At 33.3% G+C, this 15,555-nt stretch carries 16 protein-coding genes, 1 tRNA gene and 1 pseudogene; 3 read left to right on the top strand and 15 right to left on the bottom strand.

All coding sequences use genetic code 11. From position 1 onward, the window contains the following. Nucleotides 1-49: 49 nt before the first annotated feature. The gene (locus AZF08_RS26150) at nucleotides 50-2,437 is read right to left on the bottom strand and encodes an immune inhibitor A domain-containing protein (protein WP_033675340.1); all 2,388 of its coding nucleotides are present in this window, start codon (nucleotides 2,435-2,437) and stop codon (nucleotides 50-52) included. A gap of 315 nt (nucleotides 2,438-2,752) precedes the next feature. Here AZF08_RS26150 and AZF08_RS29445 point away from each other — a divergent pair, with 315 nt between their 5' ends. Both AZF08_RS29445 and AZF08_RS26145 read left to right on the top strand, forming a co-directional pair. Then, nucleotides 2,753-2,872, top strand: coding sequence for an anti-repressor SinI family protein (locus tag AZF08_RS29445; protein ID WP_082246086.1), 120 nt, complete (start codon nucleotides 2,753-2,755; stop codon nucleotides 2,870-2,872). 106 nt (nucleotides 2,873-2,978) lie between these two features. Next, nucleotides 2,979-3,302: a helix-turn-helix domain-containing protein gene (locus AZF08_RS26145; RefSeq protein ID WP_033675339.1), complete on the top strand. Its 324-nt coding sequence runs from the start codon at nucleotides 2,979-2,981 to the stop codon at nucleotides 3,300-3,302. 56 nt (nucleotides 3,303-3,358) lie between these two features. Here the strand turns inward: AZF08_RS26145 and calY are convergent, their stop codons facing one another. The 9 genes from calY to AZF08_RS31665 form a co-directional block, all read right to left on the bottom strand. After that, complete coding sequence (gene calY, locus AZF08_RS26140) at nucleotides 3,359-3,952, bottom strand: biofilm matrix protein CalY (RefSeq protein ID WP_033675338.1); 594 nt, start codon at nucleotides 3,950-3,952, stop codon at nucleotides 3,359-3,361. A 358-nt stretch (nucleotides 3,953-4,310) separates the two neighbouring features. After that, entirely contained in the window at nucleotides 4,311-4,994 is a 684-nt protein-coding gene (locus AZF08_RS26135; RefSeq protein ID WP_033675337.1) for an LPXTG cell wall anchor domain-containing protein, read from the bottom strand. Between the two features lie 84 nt (nucleotides 4,995-5,078). Beyond that, the gene (locus tag AZF08_RS26130; protein ID WP_033675336.1) at nucleotides 5,079-5,669 is read right to left on the bottom strand and encodes a CalY family protein; all 591 of its coding nucleotides are present in this window, start codon (nucleotides 5,667-5,669) and stop codon (nucleotides 5,079-5,081) included. A 123-nt stretch (nucleotides 5,670-5,792) separates the two neighbouring features. Further along, the gene (locus tag AZF08_RS26125) at nucleotides 5,793-6,665 is read right to left on the bottom strand and encodes a DUF4047 domain-containing protein (protein ID WP_063177410.1); all 873 of its coding nucleotides are present in this window, start codon (nucleotides 6,663-6,665) and stop codon (nucleotides 5,793-5,795) included. A gap of 240 nt (nucleotides 6,666-6,905) precedes the next feature. Then, complete coding sequence (locus AZF08_RS26120) at nucleotides 6,906-7,493, bottom strand: CalY family protein (RefSeq protein ID WP_033675335.1); 588 nt, start codon at nucleotides 7,491-7,493, stop codon at nucleotides 6,906-6,908. A gap of 390 nt (nucleotides 7,494-7,883) precedes the next feature. Then, nucleotides 7,884-8,459 (bottom strand): signal peptidase I SipW, encoded by a 576-nt coding sequence (sipW, locus tag AZF08_RS26115; RefSeq protein WP_033675334.1) that lies wholly within the window; start codon nucleotides 8,457-8,459, stop codon nucleotides 7,884-7,886. Nucleotides 8,460-8,594: 135 nt separating this feature from the next. Further along, complete coding sequence (locus AZF08_RS26110) at nucleotides 8,595-9,860, bottom strand: D-alanyl-D-alanine carboxypeptidase family protein (protein WP_033675333.1); 1,266 nt, start codon at nucleotides 9,858-9,860, stop codon at nucleotides 8,595-8,597. 299 nt (nucleotides 9,861-10,159) lie between these two features. Next, the gene (locus tag AZF08_RS31670; RefSeq protein ID WP_235190062.1) at nucleotides 10,160-10,366 is read right to left on the bottom strand and encodes a hypothetical protein; all 207 of its coding nucleotides are present in this window, start codon (nucleotides 10,364-10,366) and stop codon (nucleotides 10,160-10,162) included. A 69-nt stretch (nucleotides 10,367-10,435) separates the two neighbouring features. Further along, entirely contained in the window at nucleotides 10,436-10,636 is a 201-nt protein-coding gene (locus AZF08_RS31665) for a hypothetical protein (protein ID WP_235190061.1), read from the bottom strand. A 400-nt stretch (nucleotides 10,637-11,036) separates the two neighbouring features. On the opposite strand from AZF08_RS31665, the gene AZF08_RS26100 reads away from it, so the two are divergent. Continuing rightward, a tRNA-Val gene (locus AZF08_RS26100) sits at nucleotides 11,037-11,109 on the top strand. A 99-nt stretch (nucleotides 11,110-11,208) separates the two neighbouring features. On the opposite strand, the pseudogene AZF08_RS26095 reads toward AZF08_RS26100, so the two are convergent. The 5 genes and pseudogenes from AZF08_RS26095 to AZF08_RS31660 all read right to left on the bottom strand — a co-directional run. After that, nucleotides 11,209-11,504 (bottom strand): annotated as a pseudogene (locus AZF08_RS26095) (site-specific integrase); the annotation flags it as partial. Between the two features lie 252 nt (nucleotides 11,505-11,756). After that, a complete protein-coding gene (locus AZF08_RS26090; protein WP_033675331.1) occupies nucleotides 11,757-12,026 on the bottom strand; it encodes a DUF1292 domain-containing protein in 270 nt (89 codons plus the stop codon). A gap of 723 nt (nucleotides 12,027-12,749) precedes the next feature. Then, a complete protein-coding gene (locus AZF08_RS31920; protein ID WP_265182908.1) occupies nucleotides 12,750-12,884 on the bottom strand; it encodes a hypothetical protein in 135 nt (44 codons plus the stop codon). Continuing rightward, nucleotides 12,881-13,975, bottom strand: a complete 1,095-nt coding sequence (locus tag AZF08_RS26080; RefSeq protein WP_033675329.1) for a response regulator aspartate phosphatase — start codon at nucleotides 13,973-13,975, stop codon at nucleotides 12,881-12,883. The genes AZF08_RS31920 and AZF08_RS26080 overlap by 4 nt, the downstream gene beginning before the upstream one ends. Before the next feature lie 1,018 nt (nucleotides 13,976-14,993). Beyond that, nucleotides 14,994-15,555 (bottom strand): Cna B-type domain-containing protein (locus AZF08_RS31660; RefSeq protein WP_235604090.1); only part of this gene is annotated, 562 nt, incomplete at its 5' end.

Raw genomic sequence — 15,555 nt, 5'->3', positions numbered from 1 at the left:
TCATAAAAAAAAGCTGTTGAAAGAAAATCTTTCAACAGCTTCTTTGCTATTAGCGATATAAACGAACTGCACCTGCAGTATTATCATCAGCTTGGCCTACTACTTCAAATTTCAGACCAAGTTTTGGTAAGATACGTCCTGCATCTGGAATTTGTTTGTTAATATATGCTTTTGAATCATCGAACTTCGCTACACCTGGTAATCCATCATATACAAATGTTCCACGAGTTGGTGATACAACTTTCCAAGCTGGTGTTTGATTGAAAGAGAATGCTGCATCAGCAATTTGGAAACGCGTGCTATCTTTAAATGTTGGTTTACCATTTAAAGTTCCTGCAATCGCTTCTGGATGAGAATCAACTACACCAAGGAAGCCAGTTCCTGGATGTACCCCAACCCAGTTATCTGTATAACTTGAATCTGCATACCATACAACCATACCTGTGTTATATACTGGACCACGAGCAAACTTTAATGCTTCATCAGCACCAGCATAGTTTCTCCACTCTAAATAGTAGTTGTGTTTCTTCGTTTCAATTCCATTAGAAGCTACGAAGCCATCTAATTTGAATTGCGGTGTACCTTCTGCATCATCAGAGAATACAACATTACCATCAACCGTTAATGTTGCATTATCAAGAGCAAAACCGTTTAACGCTAAACCACCATCTGTAACATATTCAAATACAAGCTTTACTTTCTTGCCTTGGAATTGGCTTAAATCATAAGATTTATCTACCCATTTTCCAAGAGTTGTATCCGCACCATCTTTTACATTTTTCTTACCAATTGTATCAATTAATGTTGCCTTACCATCTTCTGTTACCGCATGCACCTCTAAGAGATCATAGTCTGTTTCAATTTCATATAATGATTTGAAATCAAACTTTGCATTTGTTGCTTTTGTTAAATCAAATAAAGGTGTTTCTAATGTTGTATGAAGATCATCACCTTTTGTACTATAGTAATACTTCTTACCAAACTCAGGCTGAATTCCTTTTACCTCTTTATCTGGTAAGTTCACACGAACCATACCTGGTCGAGCAGTTTTCGTTACACTTTGATCTAAGTATGTTGCGTAACCAATTCCTCGGTTTAGCTTATTATAATCTACTTCCGCAATATTCGCCCAGTTACCACCAATTGTTTTTTGGAAGAACTCTTTATTTTGCGGAGAGAAACTTGTTGGTGTCGTTCCAGCAATTTTACCAGCCCAGCTACCACCACTCATAATAGACCATGCTTGAACTGGCTCACCTGAACCAGAATATTTCGTATCGTACTCATCCGGAAGACCTAAATCATGACCATATTCATGTGCGAATACACCAACCGCTCCATCTTCTGGTTCAATTGTGTAGTCAAATGCTGCCATTTTACCATTCCAGTATGGTACTTTTGATTTTGTACCTTCTATTTCATGTGGTTTTTGACCAACTGTCCAGCGATGTGACCAAACTGCATCGTCACCTAATTTTCCGCCGCCTGCTTCTTGTCCAACTCCAGCATGGATAACCATTAAGTGATCAATTAAGCCGTCTGGTTGGTTTTGATTCCCGTCTTTATTTACATCGTATTGATCAAATTGATCAAATTCTGATAAATCAAGACCGCTATCTACAGCTGCTTTTAGTGCGTCTTTAACTAAATCACGTGGCCCTAATGGTCCTTTATTATCATGTCCGTCTCCAGCATCCGCACCATAATCAGCAGCTTTCCCTGGTACTGTTAACCATTTTGTAACTGTTCCATCTACTGTATAGCTGCCACCAGATTGTTCCTCATAATATTTCTTAAATGTTTCAATGCTCGTTCCATCGTCTAATTTAAATGGTTCGTCACCAAATAACATTTTTTCATAATGTTCCTGATTAAAATCTTTGGAATACATATAACCAGGCTCTTTATCAATATTGTTGTGCTTGAAATCAGCGTATTCTACAAGTAAAACGAGCACTTTGTCCTTACGAACCTCTCCGTTATACTCTTTTGCCTTTGCAGAAGTAGTTGGCACCTTACCATTTAATGCCCCTTTAGCTGGAACTGCTCCAGCTCCACTACCATCTGCTGGCTGCTCTACTTTTTGCTTTGCATCTGCTTTTGCATCCTTTACCTTCTTCAGAAAGTCAGATGCTTCTTTTGTAACGTTATCTCCAGTTACTTCTTCTTTTCCTGCTTTGTCACCCTTCTTCTTCTCTACATACTTTTCGACGGCTTTCTTTGTTTCTTCATTTGAAGCTGATGAATCAATTACCCCACGTTTTTTAAGAGCCTCCGCTAAACGCTCTTCTGGAATTAAATGATCGTCGATTGGACTTGTAGATGCTGTTTTTGCAGGTATTTCTGCATAAACCGGCTGACTACTCGCACCAAACGAGCAGCCTAGAACAGCAGCTACTGCAAGTGTTGATAACACTTTGAATGGTTTCTTTTTCATCCCCAATTTCCTCCCCTAATAAAAAATATGTAACAATATTTAGATAATACTAAAATTTTAGTCTTTTTTCAATATTTTGATTTTATTTTGTAGAAATAAAATGCAAAATTACATATATTTTTGTCAAAAACACTATTGTTATATTTGAACATTAGGATTAAAATACATTAGTGTGAAAACGTTTTAATGAAATGCAAACGAAAAATTTACACTATTTTAACAATTTTTCATTATTTGCTATTATAATTAATTTATACTTTATTAAGTAAGATTCTCTATGCCTTTTATCTTTTAAAAATTGAGGAGGAGTTTTTAGTGCATACTGAACAAAAAGAGATATTAGATCCAGAATGGATTGAATTAATGACAGAGGCTTTAGATGCTGGACTTAGCATAATAGAGATTCAAAAATTTTTGCACAAACACAACTACTAATATACTAAAAATCATTTAGTCCCTTTCTAATTTATTTTTTCTCGATGAATTATGTTATAATAAATAACGATTTATCCAATTACATACAATAGGAAGGTGTGCTAGCATGATTGGAGACCGTATAAAACGCTTTCGCCTACAAAAAAGCATATCATTGACAGAACTAGCCGATAAAGCAGGTGTAGCAAAATCATATATTAGCTCTATCGAACGTAATTTACAAAAAAACCCTTCCATTCAATTTTTAGAAAAAATTGCATCCGTTTTAAATATACCGGTTGATTCTCTTCTTCACGATGAACCTTTAAAAGAAGATGCGTTAGATTCTGAATGGATTAAACTAGTTAAAGATGCTATGAATTCTGGAATTACTAAGGATAAATTCCGAGAATTTTTAGAATTCAACAAATGGAAACAACAAAATAAATAATATTTAATTAAAAAGGTGCCGAAACACTAAAGTTTCGACACCTTTTTATTGTTTAATTATTTCTCTTCGCCTTCAGTTTGGTTTGCATTAAATGTCCATTCTAGGTTTACTTTATCACCTTGGAATTTATTTTGGTCTTGACCATTATCTACAAACTCAAATTGTACCCATAGATAATCTTCTGATCCAGCTTTTAAGCCACCCTCTTCAGACCATTCTGGTGCAAAAACGTCCTTCGCTAAAAGATCTGGATCTAATTTTTGTAACTCTGATAATGTTGTTTCATATACAGGCTCACTTTGTTTATCCCAGTTCCAGATAAATTTCACTTTAATATGATCTCCAAAATCTTCTCCAACATTATCTCCTTTTGCATCAACTACTGAATACTTAGTTGCAAGTTTTACATCTTTAATTGCTAATGTCCCTTTGTTCTGTAATAAGAATTCTTTCTTAACAGAATCACCAGGTTTCAAGTTATCGATGTCAATAATTGTTTTTGGATTAACCGCTAAGTCTAAAGTACCTGCTGCAAACGTATTATTAGAAACTTCCTTATCGCTGAAGTATGCGAACGTTCCCCCACCAATTAAAGATAATCCTAATGCCGCTGAAGCTACTCCCATACCTAATTTTTTCTTTAATGACATTTTAAATTCCCCCATTGCTTATTTTTATGGTTATCTCTTATGTAGATAAGAGGTATAACTAATTCCACAACTTTTTCTATCCTATTTTTGTTGCAAATATGCTACCCCTTCTATGTTCTCTGTCTCATCCCTATATGTTCATTATAAAGAACGTATGTACAGAAGCAAAATGACAAATATCCTGATATTCTCACTTTTTACGACGTTTAACCCCTTATCGTTTTGTTTCTTTTGATTTTTCTGATTATTACTCCTTTTTTTGTATACTATGTACAATACATATACTCCCCATAAATAAAAATAACCTAAGGGAATCTTTCTTAATTTATAAGAATATCACCCTTAGGTTACTGTCCATTTAATTTTCAATTCTTTTCCACCATAATAATATTGCAAAAGTAATCAATCCACTTCCTAATAAAATAAACATTATATTTCTATTGGCACTTCCCGTATTAGGTAAACTGTTATGTTTTCCATTTGTACTTTGTGAAGATGAATCTTTATTATGATCCGCATGCACATTAGAAGTATCCTTTTCCTTATTGTACGTTGAATCCAACATATTATTATCAGACCCTGCGTAGAAAACAAATTTCATCTTTACATTTAAGCCTTGGTAATCATTCCCTAACTCTTCAGGGAAACGGACTACATACTGTACTTGTTCAGTTCCTCCCCCTGCTAGTATACGTTTTTCTTCTCCTGTAAATTCACTTAAACTCCCATTATAGAGCACCTTTTCTGAAACTTTCACTGTCAATTGCAACGCACGATAAAGTTTTTCAGAACCTTCATTAAATTCTGAATTTATGTAGTAAAAAAAAGAGGAATCATTATTATTATTTACACGAATGCTACGCGTTGCCCAATCTCCTGGTTTCATATTAGGAACATCAAACAGCACCTCATTAGGTGATATACTTAAATCAACTTCTTTCTGTTCTTTAGCTTGCATTGTTTCCATACCCATTATTATTCCAACTATAAGTACAATGACACAATAAGTAATCATAATATACCAAAACTTTTTTCGATTCATACGCATCCCTCATATAAACGAAATTATGTTAGAATATTGTAAGATGGAAAAGGTGGGAAGATCCCACCTTTTTCTTTTATAAAATTACTTTTCTTCGCCTGCAGTTTGCTCTGCTTCAAACGTCCATTTCAATTCAAGTTTATCCCCTTGGAATTGATTTTGATCTTGATTATTATCTACGAATTCATATTGTACCCATAGATAGTCTGAATCACCATGCTTTAAGCCGCCTTTTTCTGCAAACCAGTCACCAAAAATACTTTGTTCAACTGCATCTGGCGACATTCCTTTTAAATCTGCTAATGTCGTTGAGAAAATTGGCTCGCTAAGCTTGTCCCAATTCCAGAAGAAATTCACACGAATATGTTTTCCAAAGTCTTCTGTGTTATCACCTTTTGCATCTATTACTTTGTAGTCAGTTAATAATTTAACAGTTTTGATATCTAAAGTGCCATTATTAATAAGTTTAAAATCACGTGTCATCTTATCTCCAGGTTTAATATTACTAACGTCGATAATTTTTGTTGGATCTAAAGAAAGGTCTAATGTCCCTGCTGCAAACGTATTATTAGAAACTTCTTTATCACTAAAATATGCAAACGTTCCTCCACCAATTAAAGATAATCCTAATGCTGCTGACGCTACTCCCATACCTAACTTTTTCTTAATTCCCATTCCATATTCCCCCTAAAACACATTATTTTATGTCAACCTCTACAGTAGTAGAAGGTATAACCTCATATAATAACTCTTCTTCACAGTGTTTTTTCTGGTTGATTTGAAATGTGTCGTCTTCACTTAGTTTTTTGTTATGATTTCGCTTGTTCTTCTTGTTGCTTTTGCTTCGCTAGCTCTTCTTGCTGTTTTTGCTTCGCTTGTTCTTCTTGTTGCTTTTGCTTCGCTTGCTCTTCTTGTTGCTTTTGCTTCGCTTGTTCTTCTTGTTGCTTTTGCTTCGCTTTTTTGCTTCGCTTGCTCTTCTTGTTGCTTTTGCTTCGCTTGTTCTTCTTGTTGCTTTTGCTTCGCTTGTTCTTCTTGTTGCTTTTGCTTCGCTTGTTCTTCTTGTTGTTTTTGCTTCGCTTGTTCTTCTTGTTGTTTTTGCTTCGCTTGTTCTTCTTGTTGTTTTTGCTTCGCTTCATTAATTTTTGTTTGTAACAAACCATTCATTTCATCTATCTTTTGTATACTTGCCTGTTGTTCTGTATTACTTTTTATATTCTTAATGTTTGTAAAACCGTTTTGCACATATGCAAGTACCTCTTGACTTGCTTTTGTATTACCTACTTTCACAGTCTCCGATATTTGTTTATAATATCCTTCGACCTCTGTATATATATTTTGTAACACTTGTTGATTCAGTAAGAGCTTTTCACGTTGTTGTTGCCAATTAACTAAAACTTTTTCCATGTCCTCTACAGATGTACTAGTCTGTGCATCTTGCATCATGCTTTGATATGTTTTTAAAATCTCTAACTCTTTTAACTGTGCTTCTTTTGTTATATTTTCAATTGTCTTTGGGAACACAATCGCAGCTGAAACAACAGAATCTACCTTTTTTTCATTTAAAAACTTAGCTTCTGTATTCCCTATAACAGTTGCTCCCATATAAAAAGACATAGAACACATACACGTTAATACGAGCGCGCTTTTAAATTTCCTGGATACTTTACTCATGATATCCTCTCCTGTCACGTGCATTAAAGTTCTTTATTAAGAACCTTACATTTACATTATAGTAAACTGAAAATAAAAATAAAAGATAAATATAAAAAAATAAAACGACAAATTTATGACATAGATTCTACTATATAGATAGTAATTATTCACTTACTCTACTAAAAATCTTCATTTTATAGAAAGATGAAAAAACATGGTACTCGTTGAACACAAGTACCATGTTTTACAAAAAAGTTATTATTTTTGTTCGCCTTCTGTTTGCTCTGCGTTGAATGTCCATTTAAGCTCAAGTTTGTCACCTTGGAATTGGTTTTGATCTTGGCCATTCTCAACGAATTCGTATTTAACAGCTAGTACATCATCTGTACCTGCTTTTAAACCACCTTTAGCAAAATGAGGAGCGAATACATGCTTCTCTACTACATCAGGAGTCATTGTTTTTAAATCAGCTAATGTTGTTTCATAAACTGGTACAGTGTTTTTATCTGCATTCCACATAAATTTCACTTTGATATTTTTAGCGAAATCTTCAGTGTTATCACCTTTCGCATCAATTACTTGGTACTCAGTTGCTAATTTAACTGTTTTAATGTCTAATGAACCTTTGTTAGCTAATTTGAAAGTTCTTAGCATTGTATCACCAGGTTTAATGTTATCAACATTAATAATTGTTGATGGATTAACAGAAAGATCTAACGTACCTGCTGCGAATGTATTGTTTGTAGTTTCTTTATCGCTGAAGTAAGCGAAAGTTCCTCCACCTACTAAAGATAATCCTAATGCTGCTGACATTACACCCATACCTAATTTTTTCTTAAGTGTCATTTTGAGTTCCCCCTAAAAATATATGTATTATGTTAACTTCTACTAATGTAGAAAGCGCAACCAAAAGAGAATAAAACCATTTCATAATTCATAAATCAAATTCTTTATAAATCAAAAACTTAATATAAAAAATTAAAGATTTATGAGCTAGTACTACTTTCAACATTCTACAAAATTATTATAAGAAAGCATTATTCAGTTTCGTTCTTTATTAAGAACTTATATTTGCATTATAACGAACAGTTTCGAAAAAGAAAACCCCTATTTCGATATATTTTTATATTTTTTAATTAAAATTCAACGATTTTCAATAAATATTCACAATTTGTATATATACAAACAAAAAAACGACTATCGTAATAGTCGTTTTCTGCTTTTCTTCAAAAGAATTTACATTGATTGTCCTGCATCTGTACTTTTGCTCTTTTTCTCATTATCAATTTGTCTAATTGCTCCAAAGATAGAAAATGCAGAATAACCAAGTAATAATATCCCAGGTACAATTAATAACAATGCAGCTCCAGCCTTAGAGTTTGCATAATCTAGTCCATATCCAACATAAGGAACTGTAATATCCTCATATTTTCCTAACACATTTTCTGCGAGAACCGCTTCTAAATCTGCCCCGTTGTTATTATCCCCTTTTGTTTCATATGTTACTTTTCCATTTACATTATTCACTTTGATAATACGGTGAGTTATAATTTTCTCTTCTTTATCTTTAAAAGTAATAACGTCACCTTTTTGATATTTAGAACCATCTTTAGTTGGACTAATTGCGATAATTGACCCTGTATAGAAAGTTGGTTCCATCGATCCAGAAAGTACGGTCTTAAACTGGTATCCCATTATAGTTGGTTCTCCACCACTTGCCTTAGACGAAATTACAAAAAACGCCAAGGTCACCATAGTAATAAACAGGACAAATGAGACAATATTGCTAACAATTTTCAGAAATAATTTCATTGTTCTCATTCCTTTCAAATGAATTAATATATTGATGTAATTACACATCTTATCGCTTTGTTCTTTTTTAAGAACATCTTGTTCTATTATAATGTACATCTCATAAAAATCAACAAAAATAGAAAAATACTTTTGTTACATAATTTTTTCATTATGTTTTCTTTTTAAAATGACCAAGCCTATACACACTACAAATAAAAATCCTAGTATGCCCCATATCAGCAAAGAATAGGAAAACACTGGTTGTTTTTTCTCTATTTCTGGTTTCGACATTTTAAATGAAACATCCTCTTTCGCAAGTACATTAATACTTTGTAATACTTGATTATTCTTCTTTACATCCACTGTTCCAACTACATCACCGCGATGGATACCTCTTTTATATAACATTTCTTTATCAACTGTAGCTTTCCTAAAGATTGCCTGAACATTCTTTCCTTCATCCTTCTTCAATATTAGCTCTGCATTTCTTTCAAGTTCACAATCTATGTCTTTCTCTAAATATGTTGCTTGCTGCCGCCAATTCGTTTTATCAAGTACAGTCTGCTTCGCAAATTGAGGAAACGAATGTTCAGCAATTTGACGCATATCCTCGTAAATCTCTGGTTTTTGTGAAGCCATTACTACATTTATAATTCGATTCCCATCTTTTTCATTTAATAAAACAAGTGTATTACGTGCTTCATTTGTAAAACCGGTTTTTCCACCAATATTATATGGATTTTCAAAATAGTTAGCCTTGTTTAAAATAGAAACTGTTTGTCTTGATGTTGTAACAGTTGTTCGTTTTGTGTTCATCGCTTGTAAAATTTCAGGATATTTTTGAATCCCTCTCGTAATCATTGCCATATCATATGCTGTCGTATAATGATTCGGATCATGCAAACCATTTGGCGTTACAAAATGACTATCCTTTGCTCCAAGCTGCTTCGCCTTCTCATTCATCATATTTGCAAAGTTTTCTATATTTCCCCCAATACGCTCACCAATCGCATAGGCAATATCATTCGCACTTAGTACCATTAAAATCATCAGTGCTGTATTACGATTCACAGTCTCTCCTACTTGAAATTCAAGCTGATAATTACTCTTCTCCTGATCTAATGCCAATTGTGAAAACGTAAATTGCTCCTCAGGCTTCACATGCTCCATTAATAGAAGCGCAGTCAACACTTTCGTTATACTTGCTGGAAATGCCTGTTGATGTGCATTTTTGTCGTATAATACATCCCCTGTTTTCGCATCAATTGAAACCGCAAACTGCCCAAACACATTTGGCCCTTGTCCATCTGCAGGTACTGTCACTGATTCGGCCCCAGTTTCAGCATACATTGTCATAGGTGCTAAAAAGAATAAATTAATAGACAAAATAAAAACCATAATCTTCTTACAATTTACCATACGACTCTCCCTCTTCAATTTTCTTTTATGCCGTATATATATTCTCTACCAACCAAACCCCTGAATTGGTATTTAAATGGAAAATGAATCATCATTTTTCACTATATCATAATTTTACAAGAAAGAACATGATCATATACGTGAAAAGAAGAAGGACTCATTCTTTCTTATCCTTCTCATCAATCAGTAAATCTATTAAGCGATTATCCGCTGCTTCTTCAGAGCTTTCCCCTTACATACACATAAATCAATCAAGAATTCTAGCTCAATATTCCCAAAAATAACTATACATCTCATTTTTATTTGCCGTGTTGCTTGATATATTCATCATAAACAGGTATTTCACTAGCATTTCCAGCACCAGCTTTTGCACTGTTAAACATATAGCCCACTTTCAATCCGTTTTGTCCAATATCAAGATCATGTAAAATACGGTGAACATATACTAAAGCTGTTGTATCATAATTTTGAATTGAAATACCAAGCAATTTTCTAGCTCGTTCCAAATCTTCTTTTAGATCACCTTTACATAATGAAACAGCTTCTTTTAAAGTTGTTTCAATTAATTTGAAACCCTATTTATTCTCTTCCCAAGCTGGAGCATCCGTCTTCTCAAAATTCTCATGCTTTTCCCAACCTGTAATATTATTCAAATCACTATGCGTTTCTCTTATCTTCATTCCAATATCTTTTGATTTATCCACCTCTTTAGTTGGCTCAGTCTTTTCAGCTTTCGTTTCTTTTTTATCTGTTGCATTTAAATAACATGATGCCACCCAATATCAATCCTAATAAAACAAGACCTCCACTAACAAAAGCAATTACTTTTTTTATCATTGTAATACTCTTCCCCGTTCATTCATCTATTATTCAAATTATATTGATTTGAAATTATGTAATAGTAAACTTAATATTTTATTTTCATTTAATTAAACATATAAAAAGCGACAACGAAAAATTATAGCTGTTAGCAAAACGAGAAAAATTTTATAACATTCAGTACCTAAAGCAAGTCGGATATTAAGCATCAAACGTCATATACTCATAAATTACTACAAAAAATAGAAAACAACATCCAATATTTTTGAAATATTAAGAATAAAAAGTCTTGTAGAGTTTACATCATTTCATTTATAATAGAAACAATAAAGATGTTGATACATCAACGTTTATCATGATCCCGTAGCTCAGCAGGGAGAGCGCCATCTTGACAGGGTGGAGGTCGTGAGTTCGAACCTCTCCGGGGTCATAAAATACAGAAACCGTGTCAAATCAACGTTTGATGCGGTTTTTATTTGTTTGAACTCGCATTCTACAACCCTAGTGGTCACAGAATTGGTCACATTCCCTACAAAATCTCTTCTATTTTGTTAACTGCATCTTCTTGCATCGTTGGTAAGACATGTGAGTATGTGTCTAATGTGATTTTGATATTGCTATGTCTAATCGCTTAGAAATCACCTTCACATTCACACCTTTAGCTAGTAGTAAAGTCGCATGTGTATGACGTAAATCATGGAATCGAATCTTCGGAACAGCCGCTTTCTCAATCAAATCGTTTAAACTTCTTCTAACGTTAGCTGGATTAATTGGTGTTCCAGAAGGAGTACACATCACCAAGTCATTGTCTTGGTATTCCTCACCTTATAGTATAAAACCAAGTATTTCTATGCCTATAAATAAGAAAGAGCACATGTCATAAAACATATGCTCTTTCCTATTTATAAAGTCTCTATTTCCAAATCAACTTCCATTTCTAAAGCATCATTACACGCTTTAAATAACATTTCAAACATATCTTTTCCACCACTTGTATAAAAATAATTAGAAATGTTTTCCTAACTATATATACGCAAAAGAGGGCCTGTATGTATCCCTCTCTTGTGTTTACCAATATCAATCTTGCTCATCCATAATTTCCTCAAACGCAGCAGACACTTTTTCAAACTCTTTGTCACTCTCAATGTATGAAAATTCATCATCATGTTCTACTCTTAAAAAGAAGATATCAATGTCTTCATCTGTTTCCTTTTGAATGTCTTCTACAAAGCCGACAGCAATGTATTGTACTCCTTCAACATTCATCGTTCCCAGCACTTCAACTTCCTGCTCCTGACCACTCTCATCGCTAAGGGTAAAAATTTCGCCTATTTCAATCTTTTCCATATAACCCTCTCCTTTCATCCTCTAAAAAATAGAGCATTCAATTCGTATATCTGCTAACATATCTTTCCATAAAAAATCAAATTAATGCGTAAAAAACAACAAACTCTTACTCCTTTAGAGGAAATCAAGGAATTAAACCGCATTAACCAATTTTATGAAAAATGACTAAAAGAACCGCTTCATAAGTCTTCTGTACACAGATATGCTGAAAAAAGATGCCCAAATAAGTAAAAACCCGACCAAGTAATATGGTCGGGTTATCATTACAACTTGCTCCTAACATTAATAAAACTTCTCTTCTATTTAAAGTAGGGTTCATCAATTTTTTAGGAGCTATTGATTATCTAATTGGAGGTTAAAATATTTTTTTCTTCATCTTTCATCTTCTCCCCACTTATTTAGATAACCATATTTTTGAGCTTTACTTTTTTCAGTTTCTATATCATTTGATACATATAATGACAGCGTGCCATTACATCCAGAGATTGACAGGATGGCATTCGCTGGGTCGGGGTCATGTACTTTAGTAGCATCAAAACTTAAAGACACCAAGTTAAAAGTAACATACCACATTAAATACAATAACTTAAAAGGGCTATTTCATCATTCGAAATAGCCCTTTTTTATTCGCTATACAACTATGAGAAAACTATTACAATTCAAATCAAACTATTAAAAAAGCAAGGATTTCTCCTTGCTCCTGTTAGTTCTTTAATTAAGAGATCAACCACCAGTGTCTCCATCTGCCATTGTTTTCACTGGACTCATAATTTGTTGATTCTCTACCGAAGTATACACTCCAAACGTTAGAGTGAAAATTGTTAAAGCTCCCATTAAGTTAACTATTGTCTTCTTCATTTTAGTGCCTCCTTTTTATGAATTTCTTTTTTGGCTTCATAACTTAAATAAAAGTACTTACTTCCTTGTTCGAAGTTACCTTCATTGTGGTACTGAACAGCCACTACTTCAGTATATTCTTGAATATACTCCCATAGTTGTTCTTTTTTGAAATAGTCCATTCCTACTAAAATTAATTTTTCTAGTTCTTGAGCAGGAACTTTTTTATTCATCTCTCTAAGAATTCCGAAACGATATTGGTATTGCTTGTTTCCTAAACTAGTACAGACGTCCAATCCTTTTTCAATTAACTCTGAAGCAATATTTGTTTCTCCTAGTTTAAAATGTTCTCTCGCTTTAATAAAAATAGCTTTATAATGATTTGGTGAGTTTTCAATCACCTCAGAAAGATATCGAATAGCTACAGCTGAATGATCTTGACTTCCATACATCAAGCCAAGATTATGTTTCACCATCGTAATAAACTTCTTTTCATCTATCTTCTGAAAAGTATCCATTGCAGAAGTCAAATGTTCTTCTGCTAGTTCCCATTCTCTTAAATGTATACACGCTAATCCATAAAGGTTATTACAAAAAGCTAAGTTTAGCTCATTACCATTATATTTAGAGAATATCTCTTTAGCTTTCGTTACATGAGTAATTGCTAACAATGCTTGATAAACATGATAACGGAATGTAGCTAATTTATAGTAAAACTCTGCATGTTCAAGTTCATCAGAAATATGTCTCAAAAGAGCTTCAGCCTTCTCATAGTGCTCTTTGGCTAAATTATATTCACCAATTGCATTCGAATGAATGGCTTTAAAGAAATGGTAGTAATAAGCTAGTGAACTATTTGTTGGTACACCTAAAGAATCAATTTTATTAAAACTATCTTTGAATACTCCTAAGTTATCAATTAAGAAGTTATATCGAAAATCAAGAAGTAAGTAATGCTGTAATAACTCTGAGCTTTCTTTAATCTCATTAACTTTTATGCCCACTTGTTGTTTTAAGTTAGTTGCTTTTTCTAAATGTCTAGAGCGAATTTCTACATACCATTCGTTTAATAATTGGGTTACTTGTTCATTCCCCTTTATTTGAATGTTCATAAATAACCTCCTCATCCTTTTTATACTAAAAATCTCCTATCATAAACAATAGCAAAATTTAAATACATAAAAAAGAATATATATTTATTTCTCAAGAATATTCTGTATATAGAAGTAAAAGATCTCTTAGCATTCTAAAATCAAACTCCTCGCTGTATTCAATCTTCATTCTGATATACAAATAAAAATTGGGAACATCCTTTTTTAAGGTTATTCCCAATTAAGTGATTATCTTTTTACACTGTCTACTTAAAAGGGATAATACCACAATCGGACTCCGTCTTTTCGGCGTATAACGAATTACAAAATTTATTAACGGTTTCATAAAATTTGACCACAAATTTCCCATGTCTCTATGTGTTAAAAAACTTTGCAACAGAACTTAAAAATTCATCATCTATGTGCTATGAAATATTGCATAACCAAATAAATTGCTATTGTTGTAAAATTAAGGTATTATAATGATATCTTTAAATGGAAATATAAAGATATTTAGAGTGGAGAACATGATGGAAATCGCAATGGCCTTGTTGAAATTTTTTAAGGGGCGTAATCCCATTAGTACAAGAACTCTTAAAAGTCTTTATGTAATTTCATTTTTTGCAATTATTCACACCATGATGCCTTGCCCATGGCATCGCCAGCTAAATCTTTAAATTCATATGGCAGGTCATTTTCTTCTGTTACTTCTTGCGTTGTAACTATTTGGCCAACATTTGAAAAAACAAGAAGGTCAACTCTTTATAAATAAGGAGTTGACCTTCTTGTTTTTTATATAACTAATCTGTATGTTTCGTATAATCCAAATTCCTCTCCCACTTATCGTTGAGCTACGCCCTTCACATGATTGAAGTGAGAGAATTCTTTTGGGAAACCTAGTTAAAGTATTATTGAATTATATCTAACTACTCAAATCCATATTCTATATTTAATAATATAACAGGTGCTTAAAAGCACCTGGCGAATGACTAAACCACTATTCGAATTACCGTACAATGAATAATCTAAAACTTTTTTATTATTGAACTCGTTGACGAATAAATAGGATTATCCCACAAACCAACAACAACATACCTCCACCGACTGAAATAAGCCCAATTGGTGTTCCTCCTGTTTTAGGAAGCCATGATGACTTCTCATGACTTTCTTTAGTAGGTGGTACTTTTATATCATCCTTAGGGTCTATAGGGTCCTTAGGGTCTATAGGGTCCTTAGGATTTTTAGGGTCCTTAGGGTCTATAGGGTCCTTAGGGTCTATAGGGTCCTTAGGGTCTACAATCTTGATTTTTGTATTCGTGATGTCGTAACCATGTATTTTGGTTTTATATCCATCTACTGGCTGTTCTTTCACTTCRTACTTRTATGCCTTGCCYTCGGCATCATAWYCAGCTAAATCTTTAAATTCATATGTCCAACCAGTTGCTTCTGTTACTTCTTGCGTTGAAACAACTTGTCCATTTTGTAGTAAGTCTACTTTGATYATTTTCGGACGATCTTTCGCGTTGTCATCCTTCCACGTCTTCGTTCCTTCTACCTTTGTTTGACCTACTTTTGTATTCGTGATGTCATACCCTTTTACT

This window comes from Bacillus gaemokensis (genome assembly GCF_001590835.1).
Lineage (GTDB): Bacteria > Bacillota > Bacilli > Bacillales > Bacillaceae_G > Bacillus_A > Bacillus_A gaemokensis.
This window is presented reverse-complemented; position numbering and strand designations above follow the sequence as displayed.

Coding starts and splice junctions, on each gene's coding strand:
- AZF08_RS26150 (WP_033675340.1), bottom strand. CDS start 2,437: ATGAAAAAGAAACCATTCAAAGTGTTATCAACACTTGCAGTAGCTGCT.
- AZF08_RS26145 (WP_033675339.1), top strand. CDS start 2,979: ATGATTGGAGACCGTATAAAACGCTTTCGCCTACAAAAAAGCATATCA.
- calY (WP_033675338.1), bottom strand. CDS start 3,952: ATGTCATTAAAGAAAAAATTAGGTATGGGAGTAGCTTCAGCGGCATTA.
- AZF08_RS26135 (WP_033675337.1), bottom strand. CDS start 4,994: ATGAATCGAAAAAAGTTTTGGTATATTATGATTACTTATTGTGTCATT.
- AZF08_RS26130 (WP_033675336.1), bottom strand. CDS start 5,669: ATGGGAATTAAGAAAAAGTTAGGTATGGGAGTAGCGTCAGCAGCATTA.
- AZF08_RS26125 (WP_063177410.1), bottom strand. CDS start 6,665: ATGAGTAAAGTATCCAGGAAATTTAAAAGCGCGCTCGTATTAACGTGT.
- AZF08_RS26120 (WP_033675335.1), bottom strand. CDS start 7,493: ATGACACTTAAGAAAAAATTAGGTATGGGTGTAATGTCAGCAGCATTA.
- sipW (WP_033675334.1), bottom strand. CDS start 8,459: ATGAAATTATTTCTGAAAATTGTTAGCAATATTGTCTCATTTGTCCTG.
- AZF08_RS26110 (WP_033675333.1), bottom strand. CDS start 9,860: ATGGTAAATTGTAAGAAGATTATGGTTTTTATTTTGTCTATTAATTTA.
- AZF08_RS26090 (WP_033675331.1), bottom strand. CDS start 12,026: ATGGAAAAGATTGAAATAGGCGAAATTTTTACCCTTAGCGATGAGAGT.
- AZF08_RS31920 (WP_265182908.1), bottom strand. CDS start 12,884: ATGAAGAAGACAATAGTTAACTTAATGGGAGCTTTAACAATTTTCACT.
- AZF08_RS26080 (WP_033675329.1), bottom strand. CDS start 13,975: ATGAACATTCAAATAAAGGGGAATGAACAAGTAACCCAATTATTAAAC.